Origin of the sequence: Gemmata sp., assembly GCF_051859125.1 — a bacterium.
In the GTDB taxonomy this organism is placed as follows: domain Bacteria; phylum Planctomycetota; class Planctomycetia; order Gemmatales; family Gemmataceae; genus Gemmata.
The window spans coordinates 1-11,246 of the sequence record NZ_JBHYGG010000111.1 but is presented as its reverse complement, the minus strand read 5'-3'; the positions used below and the strand labels follow the sequence as shown (position 1 = coordinate 11,246).

The following is an 11,246-nucleotide window of genomic DNA, read 5'->3' as shown; positions in this document are numbered from 1 at the left end:
GCCATGAGGAAGCGACACCGCCTCCAAAATCCAGAGCGGTTTCAAAACACACTCTCAGCCCGGAGTAATCTGTGACTTGTTCGGTGCGACTCCCTAAATCGCGCCTGAGGCAGATACTCAGGAGTCGATACGCTCGACTCGGCCTGCGAGGATGCTGCTCTCCCTTCCCGATCCCTTTTCGCTTCGAACTCTGCTCGCGTGACTGCCCTTGATCTTCCCCGTGCAATCCGGGTTTGTTGGTCCTCAGTGTTCGGGTCGAAGCACCGCACCCGGGAACGAGCCGCAGCGTTCAACACAGCGAGAGCGAGGCCCAGCGGGATCAACAGCGCTCCCGTGAGCGCCAACCGTTGGAGTACGTGGGCGCTGTGCCCTTGGAGATAAAGGACAATCCAGTACGCGCAAACCACTGCGTCGAAACAGCACGCCACAACCAAGACGAGCCAGGCGATCTGGCTCAAAGGCGGTCCGCCGTCGTAGAGCTTCGGGAACATGTACCGCTGATAGTGACCGCACACCGGACACGGCACAGGATCGAAGTCGTGCATCAGATATGATTCAAGGTTCTCAATTGCGTCCTGCTTTGCCTGCTCCGCGGCACCGATCTCATTGAGAAGGTAGTAGCTGTTGCAGAACCCCTCACCCTCGCGTTCCAGAACGTAGACGTACTCGATCCCACACCCTTCGCACGGCACAAGTTTGAGAATAGTCCCGTTGAGCGTCGCGGTGTACTCGGTCCATGCGATGGGTATCCAGATCATGGGGTCGCCAAGGCAGAGTTCGGTAGGCTGGGTCCGTTGTTCCGTACGGCCCCCGCACAGTGTGCGTCAGTGAGAACAGACCGGGTTGTCTTCACACCACCTCACGGATCGGGTCAGCGTTGCGTACAGTTCGGGGCCGCGTCGATGCACGTTCCCAGCGAGACGTACCCCTCGGTCCACTGGTCGCGGTCAAGTGGGTACTCGTCGATGTGGAACCCGTCAGGAGCGTCCGAAAAGCCCGCCACGAGGCTCAGTCGCGACACGGCGGCTTCGGCGAGTTCGCGAGAGGAGTACACGCCGATCAACTTGACGTCTTCCTTGTCCTCATCCGTCGAGTGGACGTGTTGGACAACAAACACGCTCGTCATAACAACCTCCGCGATTACTCGAACGCCCGGTCGCCCCACTTCTTGATCTTGTTGAACTCGCTCCCGGGGCCGGTAGGGTAGTTTCCGGGTCCGTACTTGCCGTCGAGCAGTCGCTTGGCAAACTCGCGGCCGTTCTCTCAGATCAGGGGGCGTTCCCCCTGCGCCCAACTCGGTACGTCGTCCGCGGCTTCCTTGCCGCTCAGCCCCGCCTTCTTTTTCTTGTACATCAGGGGCGATCCGAGGACTGACGTGGCACTGTCATGCTACCACACTTGACCCCTCACACCAGTTCGCGGATCGGTTGCGTGTCGGGTTCGACGGGGTACTGCGGGCGGCCGTCGTCCGAGAAGCTGGCCCAACCGCGTCACTTGAAGGACGAGTTGTACCGGACGACGCCGTAGAGTGGCGGCCCCTTTTCTTCGGACTGCTGAATGAAATCGATCGCCAACTTCGTAACCACGCCCTTCACCACCTCGTACTCCCACACGACGAACTTCCCTGCGACTTTGGTCGAGTCTCGGTTCATGCCTTTGAATTCGAGGCCGGGTGCCTTCCCGTTCTCGGGGTAACGCTTGGAGTCGGGGTACTCCCCCACCTTGAGCGTTCCACCCACCGGGGGCGCGACGGTCAGCTCCCAGTCGCTTTTTTTGGCGACACCGAGTCGCACCTTGGTGCCGCCCTTGACTTCAGACACCCTCAACTTGTCGCCGTCGTACGCGATCGTCTCGCCCTGGCCGATGAACTCGTCTTTGGCGCTGCTGACCGCGTAGAAGTAGGTCGTCGGCGCGGCGCTCGCTGCCGGCTTAACGAACGTGCCGTCCTTGATGCCAGCGACGGGCGGTTCTTTTGGCACATCAAGATCTGGCTTGAGCTTATCCTTCTTGGCTTGCCCCGCAGCGAAATCGGAAGTGCCTGCGAGGGCAAGAAAGCCCACGGCTGCCAAGTACACGAATCCTCGACGGAACGCAACGGTGGGCATGCTGACTCTCGGTGGCTGTAACGCTACGCCGCGGTGGTTCGTCTGAGCCTGCCCCGTCGTCGTGAGACGAGCGGGGTCGGGAATACGTCGATTACACTCAGGGTTTATCGGTCTGACGTCCAGCGGAATCTGGCACGAATCAAACACTCCGGGTGGAGTCGGCTCACCACAGACGAGTCCGGCTGGCCGATGAACCTGCCGAAGCCAAGCTGAACTCGCTCCCACCCGCCTGGAGTCGTTGATACGAGTGTCAAAGTTTGAACACTCGCGGTTGCGCACCATCCTGCCGTTGCCTGGGAAGAGGACTGCGCAAACGATGGGATCAAAGACGACCGGGCTTGTGTTCCACCCGAAGATTTGGTGCTTGAGTGTGAAGGTTTGGTGCTTGAGTGTGAAGGGTGGAGAGCCGAGACGTGTAAAAACGAAAATGGCGGGATGTCCGCCGTGAGTTGTCGCCCAATCAACTCACGGCTTTCATCCCGCCGGCGGAGACAAATGCACCTCGCGTGCCATTCAACACCTCGTCCGCCGCGTTCTTCATCTGTCCGTCGGAATTCTCACCAGTAAGATACCTCCCCTCTCACAACACCTGGGGATGCACTCGATGTCCACGTCGATTACCCGTCTGTACGGCCTCGGCCTCACGCCCGGCAAGCTCCGCGGCCTGCAGCGGATCAGCAACCCGAACGGCACGCTGACGATGGTCGCCACCGACCAGAACAGCTCCATGATCTCGATGATGAAGGAGGCCACCAAGAAGGACCCGTCCTACGCCGAGATCACCGACGCGAAGGTGATGCTGAGCCGGGCCCTCGCACCGCACTGCTCCGGTCTGCTCGTCGACGGGTACTACGGCTACGCCAGCACGATTGCCGCCCACGCGGTTCCGTCGAGCACGGGCACGCTGATTCGCGTTGAGAAGTCCGGTTCGCCCAAGAACGCGGCCGGCGGCTCGATCGGTGAAGTCGAGCCGGGTTGGAGCGTCGCCAAGATCAAGCGCTGCGGGGCCGACGCGGTCAAGCTGCTCGCGATGTTCGAGCCCGACGAGTACGATTCCGCCGAACGCAACCTCCAGTTCACCATTCAGATCTACAACGAGTGCATCCAGAACGACATTCTGTTCCTGCTCGAGCCGTTGCACTTCCCGATGAAGATCAACGGCACGGTCGAGGCGAAGGACGTGGTCGCGGCTCGCAAGGCCAAGACCGTGATCGACACGGCGAAGTACCTGAGCCAGTTCTGCGACATCTACAAGTCCGAGTTCCCCGGCACGCCCGGCGTTGAATCGGACGCGCAGCAGATGGACAACCTGAAGCGACTCAACGACGCCTGCCCGAAGCCGTGGGTGCTCCTGTCGGCGGGCGTGGACTACGACAAGTACAAGAAGCAGGTTGAGATGGCGATGAAGGCTGGGGCCAGTGGCATCCTCGGCGGGCGGGCGTTCTGGAAGGAGTTCTTCACCTTCACGACCCCGGCCGAGCGCCAGAAGTTCGCCGAGACCGAGTGCGTTCGCCGCGTGAAGGAAACCGACGCGATCGTGAAGTCGGGGACACCCTGGTTCGCCAAGTACGGGCTGACGACCGAGGACCTGCACGGGATCCGCGCGACCGAGGGCTGGCACGCCCGGTACGGCGGCGGCACCGCGACCGGCTCGGCCGCCAAGGTCGAGGCCGGCGCGGTGTATTGATCGGCCCCCGCGGCGGTTCCGGCGCGGCGCGCCGGGCCGCCGCCCTCCGCCGCCCGGACACAACGCCGCGGCACACCTACATTGAGGGTGTGCCGCCCTCCCCGCTCTTCCGACCCCTGACCCCTGACCCCCGAACATGATCCTCGTCATCCGTCCGGACGCCAGCCTCGAACAGATCGAACACGTCATCGAGCGGGTCCGGGAGCTGGGGTTCACCCCTCACGTCAGCCGCGGCGAGAGCCGCACCATCGTCGGCGTCATCGGCGACGAGACGAAGCCCCAGGCCGAAAACTTCTCGGCCATCCCGGGGGTCGAGCAGGTGCTCAACATCATGAAGCCCTTCAAGCTCGCCAGCCGCGAGTTCCACAAGGCCGACAGCGTCGTGTACGTCGGCAAGGTGCGGATCGGCGGCGGCAGCCTGGCCATGATCGCCGGCCCGTGCGCCGTCGAGGGGTACGACGTCCTCGACGCCATCGCCAAGTACGTCAAGGCCGGCGGCGCGAACATCCTCCGCGGCGGCGCGTTCAAGCCCCGCACCAGCCCCTACGCGTTCCAGGGGATGGGCGAGGAGGGCCTGAAGATCCTCAAGGACGTCGGCCAGAAGTACGACATGCCGGTCGTCACCGAGGTCATGGACCCCCGCCAGGTCGAGCTGGTGTGCAAGTACGCCGACATGCTCCAGATCGGCGCGCGGAACATGCAGAACTTCGACCTCCTCAAGGAGTGCGGCAAGACGAAGACGCCCGTGCTCCTCAAGCGCGGCATGAGCGCGACGGTCAAGGACCTGCTCATGTCGGCCGAGTACATCCTTTCGGAAGGCAACAAGGACGTGGTGCTCGTGGAGCGGGGCGTGCGCAGCTTCGAGGACAGCACCCGAAACATGCTCGACATGAGCGCCGTTCCGAACGTGAAGGGCCAGAGCCACCTGCCGATCATCGTGGACCCGAGCCACGCGACCGGCCGCCCGGACCTGATCCCGAGCATGTGCCGGGCGAGCGTCGCGGCCGGGGCCGACGGGGTCCACGTCGAGGTCCACAACTGCCCCGAGAAGGCGTGGTCGGACGGCCCGCAGGCGCTGCTCCCGCACCAGTTCCTCGACCTGATGGGCGACCTCCGCCGGCTAGCTGGGGCCCTCGGCCGCGAGTTCTGGACCCCGAGCGAAAACTGAATCCGCAGTTTAGCCGCGACCGGAGGGGGCGCTCCCCCCTCGCGGCTAACCCTCAGCCCAGAGAGTACCGATGCCCCGCAAGAAGCTCGTCGCCGGCAACTGGAAGATGAACACAACGCTCGCCGAGGCGAAGGCGCTGGCCGAGGCCGTCGCGAAGGGCGTCGGGACCGCCCCGGCCGCCGACGTCGTGGTCTGCCCGCCGTACCCGTGGCTCGTGACGGTCGCCGAGGCGCTGAAGGGCAGCGCCGTCGGCCTCGGCGCGCAGGACGTCCACAACGAGGCTAAGGGGGCGTTCACCGGCGAGGTCAGCTCGGGGATGCTGAAGGAGGCCGGCTGCAAGTACGTCGTCATCGGCCACAGCGAGCGGCGGCACGTCCTGGGCGAGTCCGACGTCACCGTTCACCTGAAGGTCCACTCGGCCGTTGAGGCGGGGTTGACCGTGATCCTGTGCGTCGGCGAGACGCTCGTCGAGCGCGAACGGAACCTCACCGAGCGCGTGTTCCAGCGGCAGGTGTACTCGGCCCTCGCCGGGCTGACCGACGACCAGTGGCACAAGGTCGTGATCGCCTACGAGCCGGTGTGGGCGATCGGCACCGGGAAGACCGCGACCCCCGAGCAGGCCCAGCAGGCGCACCTGTTCATCCGCACGAAAATCCGGGCGCTGCACGGCGAGAACATCGCCGCCGCGCTTCCCATCCTCTACGGCGGGTCCGTGACGCCCGACACCGCGGCCGGGCTGTTCTCGCAGCCGGACGTGGACGGCGGGCTCGTCGGCGGCGCGAGCCTGAAGGCCGACCAGTTCCTGGCGATCGTCAAGGCGGCCGGGTGAAGACCGTTCGCAAGTCCCCTACCCGCGGCGGCCGGCCGTCGCTAAGTTAGCATTTGACACGGACGGGCGGGTTTGGTGGCACAGGCCCGGGACCTATGCCAGGCGTTCACAGGCCCCGGGCCTGTGCCGCCGAAACCAGGTACACAGCGGAGGTCGATACGTGGCCCTCTTCGGCGCGGAATGGTACTCGCACCTCCTCAACCTCGTGGTCATCGGGTTGGGGCTCATGCTGATCCTGCTGGTCCTCATCCAGCGGGGCAAGGGCGGCGGCCTGGCCGGCGCGTTCGGCGGCGCGGGCGGGTCCAGCCCGTTCGGCTCGCGGGCGGCCGACCAGTTCGTTAAGATCACCCTGTGGTTCGCGGGCGTGTGGGTGCTGGTCATCATGATCCACGTGAAGGTCGTGAAGTACGACACCGTCCGCTCCACCGAGACTCCGGCCATCACCACGCAGTGACCCGCCCCGACCGCACCTGCTCTCGCGGTCACTCACACCGGGGTGCCCCACCGTGCTGCTCAGTATGACCGGGTTCGGCGAGGCCCGAACCCAAACCGACAGGTTGGCGGCCGAGGTCGAGGTCCGCGCGGTCAACAACAGGCACCTCAAGGTCACGGTGCGGGGGACCGACCCGTACCCGATGTTCGAGGCCGAGGTCGAGAAGGTCGTCCGCAAGCACGTCCACCGGGGGACCATCACGATCCACGTCCGCGTCGCCCGCCAGGCCGGCGGCGTGGACCTCGCACTCAACACGGCGGCGCTCGCCTCGTACCTCCGACAGGTCCGGCTCGCGTGCGAAGAGGCCGGGACGCCCGAGTACGTCGGCCCCCTCCTGAGCGGCGTCCTCGCCCTGCCGGGCGTCGCCCCGGAGGGGCGGTCGCCGGGGTCGCCCCCGCCGGACGAGTGGCCGGTCGTCGAGCAGACCCTGACCGCGGCGTTCAAGAACCTGAACGAGATGCGGCGCGAGGAGGGGAAGGCGATGGCCGCCGAACTCCTCGCGCTCCACGCCACCGTGACGGGCGAACTCGCCGCGATCCGAACCTTGCTCCCCCACGTCACGTCCGACTACCGCACGCGGTTGCTGGAGCGGGTGCGGCAGGCGGTGACCGACGCCGGGGTCGCGATCCACCCCGAGCACATCATCCGCGAGGTGGCACTGTTCTCGGACCGCACCGACGTCGCGGAAGAGGTCACGCGGCTGTCGGCGCACCTGGAGCAGTTCGCGGACCTGGTCCGCAAGGGCGACGAGGCCGGGCGGAAGCTCGAGTTCCTGATCCAGGAACTCGGCCGCGAGACGAACACGCTCGGGTCAAAGGCCGGCGACGTGGCGATCTCGCGGCACGTCTTCGAGATCAAATCGGCCCTGGAGAAGGTCCGCGAACTCGCACTGAACGTAGAATAACGCCAAGGTGGGCACGGCATGGGAAGTGACACGCGAGCCCGCACCGACGCCCCGGCGGGCGGCCCGCCGCGTGCCCTCGCACACGCGCCGCTCATCGTCGTGTCGGGGCCGAGCGGGGTCGGGAAGACGACGCTCGTCACCCGGCTCCTCGCCCAGACGAGTCTCCCGCTCCGGCGGGCGATCACGGCGACCAGCCGCCCGGCCCGGCCCGGCGAACGCCCCGAGACCGACTACCACTTTTGGAGTCGGGCCGACTTCGAGGCGGCCATCGCGGCCGGGGACATGCTCGAGCACGCGGTCGTGTTCGGCCGCGACTACTACGGCACCCCGCGGAGCGAGGTGGAGCCGTACCTGGCCCGGGGCGAGGGCGTGATCGTGGTGCCCGACGTCCAGGGCGCGGCGAGCCTCCGGGCGATGTTCCGCGGGGACCTGCTCTCCGTGTTCATCGAGCCGCCGAGCTTCGAGGAGCTGGAGGCGCGGCTGCGGGGCCGCAAGGACATGCCCGAGGAGAGCGTGCGGCGGCGGGCGGCCGCCGCGCGGGGCGAGGTGGAGCGGGCGCACGAGTTCGATCACCGGATCATCAACCAGGACCTCGAGACCGCGACGCGGGAACTGGAAGGCGTCATTCTCGCGCGGTTTCCGAACCCAAAGGGGGCAACATGCTCGACGAGTTGAAGGAAGAGGGGATCGTGAACAAGGTCGGCGGCCGGTTCAAGCTGTCCACGCTCATCCAGAAGCGGATGGTGGCGCTGAACACGGGGGCCAAGGCGCTCGTGGACGTCCGCGGGGGCGACAAGATGGCGATCGTGATCCAGGAGATCCTCCAGGACAAGATCTACCTCGACTCCACCGGCAACGTGCAGACCGGCAACGCCAAGAACCAGACCATCATGGCGAACCTCCCGGGGTCCTACCCCGGCATGCCCGGGGCCGCGCCGCCGATGCCCGGGTCGGGGGTCCGCGCCGACGCCGACGACTGACCCGCTGGCACCCGGCTCACCGGTCCCGCGGCCGCCGGGGAAGGTGTCCCTTCCCCGGCCGCGTTCCGAGCGAACTCCCGCTCCCGTCCGGGCGTAGAACGCGCAGCGTCCCCGCACCCCACACGGGTCCCCCGCGATGTCCGAGCCAACCCCCGGCCCCGTTCTCACGCCCACCGCGGACACCAACCCCTACGTGTCGGTGTCCTGGGTCGCGGTCGGGGCGATGGCCGCCGCCTCGCTGTTCCTGCTCCTCCTCGTTGCCCTGGGCGTCGTGGCCTTCCGCGAGAAGAAGCCGCTCCTGATGGAGGAGCTGCTGGTCCTGCCGCTCGTGGCGATCGTCCTGTCCTTCGCGGCGAAGCGGCTCATCCAGAACTCCGAGGGCACCCGCACGGGGGTCCTCGACCGCGACGCGGTCCGGCTCGACCTCGTGAAGGCGTCGTGGTGGATCGCGGTCGTCGGCGGCCTCGGGTTCGCCGCGTACCTGTTCGCCATCGGGTACTCGGTCCGGCGCGACGCCGCGATCAAGGCCGAGGAGTGGGCCGGGCGCGTCCTCGGCGACGACCCCGACAAGACCGGGTGGGCCTTCCTCCGCACCCTCGACCCGGGCCGCCGCGCGGCCATCGCCCCCGACGACCTGCCCCGCATCGAGGCCGAGTTCGGCCCGGTGTTCCTCGCGTTCAAGCAGGCCGACCTGTTGCTCCTCGCGAAGCGGAACCCGGAGGCGTGCCGGTTCACCAACGGCAGCGTCAAGGACTGGGTGTACCAGCCCGGGCTGACAAAGTGCGCCTTCGCCGGCACCGTGCGGTGCCCCGAGGGGCTGTTCCCGGTCGAGTTCGAGGTGCGGGGGACCGAGGGCGGGGCCAAGGCCGACGTGACCAAGGCCGAGATGGTCGGCCGCCAGTGGTCGGTCACGTACCAGCCGGGCCAGAAGTTCATTCTGCACGACAAGGTGACTCGCACGCCGTACGGGTGGCGGGTCGCGGAACTGGAACTCTCCGCCGGGCAGGCCGCCCGCCAGTTCCTCGACATCTCCGCCGGGAGCCCGGGGATGCGGGCGTACGCCTACCAGATGCTCATCACGCCGACGCCCGACCCGAAGGTGATCGACCGGGCCAACGTCGCATCCCACGCGCGGGTGTTCGGATTCGACACCCCGCTGGCGTTCACGTTCACCCCGGACTACCTGCCGTACATGCGGAACCAGTTCGTCCGACTGCGGGACGGGGCCGAGCCGACGGCCGAGCAGCGGGACCTGTTCCTCAAGACCTGGAACGAGAGCGGGCTGCTCCCGGTCGGCCGGCGGATCAAGGACAACGAGAAGCTCGACTCGCAGGGCACCTTCTCGGTGACCGACGTGGCCGTCGAGGTCCGGGTCCCGTGCGAGGTCCCGCTGTACGGCAGCGGGACCGCGGCCCGGGGGCGGCTCGTGCTCGTGTGCTCCGAGCCCGACGTGCTCGCCGAGGTCAACAAACTGCGGGCCGAGGCGGACCCGGACCAGGGGACCGCCACCCCGCCGCCCGACTTCGGCAAGCGGCCGTTCCGGTGGCGGGTCGCGCGCGTCGAGACCGACCTCAGGGAAGTGAAGCCCCAGCAGGCCCCCGGCCGGTGACGCGGGGCGGCCCGGGGTGCGTACAATTCGTGCAACGGGTCGCAATCCTTCCGAACGGTGCCTCCGATGCCCAGCTCCGACCGCGGGTTCTGCACGATCGACGTGGCCCTCGAAGAACTCCGGGCCGGCCGGATGATCGTGCTCGTCGACGACGAGCACCGTGAGAACGAGGGCGACGTCGTGATGGCAGCCGAGGCGATGACGCCCGCGGCCGTCAACTTCATGATCCGCGAGGCCTGCGGCCGGCTGTGCGTCTCGTTCTCGCGGCCCCACGCCGACCGCCTCGGCCTCGACCTCCTCCCAGGCGTCAACCTCGACCCCACCGCCACGCCGTTCACGCACAACTTCGACGCCCGCTACGGGGTGACCACCGGCATCTCGGCGTTCGACCGGTGCCGCACGATCCAGGTGTGCGCCGACCCGAACACGACCTCGCAGGACCTGGTCCGCGACAAGGGCCACATGGACGGCCTCATCGCCAAGCCGGGCGGCGTGCTGGTGCGGGCCGGGCACACCGAGGGGAGCGTGGACCTGTGCCGGCTCGCGGGCCTGCGCGAGATCGCGGTCATCTGCGAGGTGCTGAACGAGGACGGCACGATGGCCCGCCTCCCGGACCTGCGGACGTTCTGCGCGACGCACGAACTGAAGATGTGTACCATCGCCGACCTGATCGAGCACCGCCGCCGCCGCGAGAAGCTGGTCCGCCGCGAGATCGCGCTGAAGCTGCCGACCGACTTCGGCGAGTTCGACCTGTTCGCGTACACGTCGCTGGTGGACCAGGAACCGCACCTGGCGCTGACGCTCGGCGGCATCGGCGTCGCGGGTGCGGACGGCGTTCCCGTTCAGACCGAGCCGGTACTCGTGCGGATGCACAGCGAGTGCCTCACCGGCGACGTGCTGCACTCGGCGAAGTGCGACTGCGGCCCGCAGCTCCAGTACGCGATGCAGCAGGTGGCCGCGGCCGGCCGCGGGGCCATCGTGTACATGCGGCAGGAGGGCCGCGGGATCGGCCTGCTGAACAAGCTGAAGGCGTACAAGCTCCAGCAGGAGGAGGGGCTCGACACGGTCGAGGCGAACCGCCGGCTCGGGTTCGCCCCCGACCTGCGGCACTTCGGCATCGGCGCGCAGGTCCTGCACGACCTCGGCGTCCGCGACATCCGCCTGCTCACGAACAACCCGCGGAAGGTGATCGGCCTGGAGGGGTACGGCCTGCGGATCGTCGAGCGGGTGCCGATCCAGATGGTCCCCGGCGACCACAACCGGGCCTACCTCGCGACGAAGAAGGCCAAACTCGGCCACCTGCTCGACGAGTTGGACAAGGGCGGCGGGTGAGCTGCGGCACACGAGGGTAGGTCACTCGCTCCGCGAGTGACGCCCGGCTCGATCCGCGCCACACCAATCACACCGAATTTTCTGGATCAGTTGCCTTTGGTGGGGCAAGGCATTCGTGCCTGCCTCAGGAGGCGGTTGG

The 11,246-nt window shown here is 67.3% G+C and carries 12 protein-coding genes; 9 read left to right on the top strand and 3 right to left on the bottom strand.

The genetic code is table 11. From position 1 onward, the window contains the following. Nucleotides 1-41: 41 nt before the first annotated feature. The 3 genes from ACTIGN_RS11580 to ACTIGN_RS11570 all read right to left on the bottom strand — a co-directional run bounded on the left by ACTIGN_RS11580 (nt 42) and on the right by ACTIGN_RS11570 (nt 2,105). Nucleotides 42-758 carry a hypothetical protein gene (locus ACTIGN_RS11580; protein WP_439623940.1) on the bottom strand — a complete coding sequence of 239 codons (717 nt, stop codon included), beginning with the start codon at nt 756-758 and terminating at the stop codon, nt 42-44. Nucleotides 759-871: 113 nt separating this feature from the next. After that, on the bottom strand, nt 872-1,126 hold the full coding sequence (locus ACTIGN_RS11575) for a DUF7336 domain-containing protein (RefSeq protein ID WP_439623938.1): 255 nt from the start codon (nt 1,124-1,126) through the stop codon (nt 872-874). A gap of 364 nt (nt 1,127-1,490) precedes the next feature. Then, the gene (locus ACTIGN_RS11570) at nt 1,491-2,105 is read right to left on the bottom strand and encodes a hypothetical protein (RefSeq protein WP_439623936.1); all 615 of its coding nucleotides are present in this window, start codon (nt 2,103-2,105) and stop codon (nt 1,491-1,493) included. Nucleotides 2,106-2,709: 604 nt separating this feature from the next. On the opposite strand from ACTIGN_RS11570, the gene ACTIGN_RS11565 reads away from it, so the two are divergent. The 9 genes from ACTIGN_RS11565 to ribA all read left to right on the top strand — a co-directional run bounded on the left by ACTIGN_RS11565 (nt 2,710) and on the right by ribA (nt 11,107). Beyond that, complete coding sequence (locus tag ACTIGN_RS11565; protein ID WP_439623934.1) at nt 2,710-3,792, top strand: tagatose 1,6-diphosphate aldolase; 1,083 nt, start codon at nt 2,710-2,712, stop codon at nt 3,790-3,792. A 136-nt stretch (nt 3,793-3,928) separates the two neighbouring features. Next, nucleotides 3,929-4,960, top strand: coding sequence for a 3-deoxy-7-phosphoheptulonate synthase (aroF, locus tag ACTIGN_RS11560; RefSeq protein WP_439623932.1), 1,032 nt, complete (start codon nt 3,929-3,931; stop codon nt 4,958-4,960). 70 nt (nt 4,961-5,030) lie between these two features. Beyond that, nucleotides 5,031-5,789, top strand: coding sequence for a triose-phosphate isomerase (gene tpiA, locus ACTIGN_RS11555; RefSeq protein ID WP_439623930.1), 759 nt, complete (start codon nt 5,031-5,033; stop codon nt 5,787-5,789). A gap of 160 nt (nt 5,790-5,949) precedes the next feature. After that, a complete protein-coding gene (gene secG / locus ACTIGN_RS11550) occupies nt 5,950-6,243 on the top strand; it encodes a preprotein translocase subunit SecG (protein ID WP_439623928.1) in 294 nt (97 codons plus the stop codon). 52 nt (nt 6,244-6,295) lie between these two features. Next, nucleotides 6,296-7,186, top strand: a complete 891-nt coding sequence (locus ACTIGN_RS11545; RefSeq protein WP_439623926.1) for a YicC/YloC family endoribonuclease — start codon at nt 6,296-6,298, stop codon at nt 7,184-7,186. A gap of 18 nt (nt 7,187-7,204) precedes the next feature. After that, nucleotides 7,205-7,861, top strand: a complete 657-nt coding sequence (gmk, locus tag ACTIGN_RS11540) for a guanylate kinase (protein WP_439623924.1) — start codon at nt 7,205-7,207, stop codon at nt 7,859-7,861. Next, nucleotides 7,846-8,166: a DNA-directed RNA polymerase subunit omega gene (locus tag ACTIGN_RS11535; protein ID WP_439623922.1), complete on the top strand. Its 321-nt coding sequence runs from the start codon at nt 7,846-7,848 to the stop codon at nt 8,164-8,166. The genes gmk and ACTIGN_RS11535 overlap by 16 nt, the downstream gene beginning before the upstream one ends. A 136-nt stretch (nt 8,167-8,302) precedes the next feature. Then, nucleotides 8,303-9,775: a hypothetical protein gene (locus ACTIGN_RS11530; RefSeq protein ID WP_439623920.1), complete on the top strand. Its 1,473-nt coding sequence runs from the start codon at nt 8,303-8,305 to the stop codon at nt 9,773-9,775. 66 nt (nt 9,776-9,841) lie between these two features. Next, on the top strand, nt 9,842-11,107 hold the full coding sequence (gene ribA / locus ACTIGN_RS11525) for a GTP cyclohydrolase II (protein WP_439623918.1): 1,266 nt from the start codon (nt 9,842-9,844) through the stop codon (nt 11,105-11,107). The last annotated feature ends 139 nt before the right edge of the window (nt 11,108-11,246 follow it).

Coding starts and splice junctions, on each gene's coding strand:
- ACTIGN_RS11565 (WP_439623934.1), top strand. CDS start 2,710: ATGTCCACGTCGATTACCCGTCTGTACGGCCTCGGCCTCACGCCCGGC.
- tpiA (WP_439623930.1), top strand. CDS start 5,031: ATGCCCCGCAAGAAGCTCGTCGCCGGCAACTGGAAGATGAACACAACG.
- ribA (WP_439623918.1), top strand. CDS start 9,842: ATGCCCAGCTCCGACCGCGGGTTCTGCACGATCGACGTGGCCCTCGAA.
- ACTIGN_RS11535 (WP_439623922.1), top strand. CDS start 7,846: ATGCTCGACGAGTTGAAGGAAGAGGGGATCGTGAACAAGGTCGGCGGC.
- ACTIGN_RS11530 (WP_439623920.1), top strand. CDS start 8,303: ATGTCCGAGCCAACCCCCGGCCCCGTTCTCACGCCCACCGCGGACACC.
- aroF (WP_439623932.1), top strand. CDS start 3,929: ATGATCCTCGTCATCCGTCCGGACGCCAGCCTCGAACAGATCGAACAC.
- ACTIGN_RS11575 (WP_439623938.1), bottom strand. CDS start 1,126: ATGACGAGCGTGTTTGTTGTCCAACACGTCCACTCGACGGATGAGGAC.
- ACTIGN_RS11570 (WP_439623936.1), bottom strand. CDS start 2,105: ATGCCCACCGTTGCGTTCCGTCGAGGATTCGTGTACTTGGCAGCCGTG.
- gmk (WP_439623924.1), top strand. CDS start 7,205: ATGGGAAGTGACACGCGAGCCCGCACCGACGCCCCGGCGGGCGGCCCG.
- ACTIGN_RS11580 (WP_439623940.1), bottom strand. CDS start 758: ATGATCTGGATACCCATCGCATGGACCGAGTACACCGCGACGCTCAAC.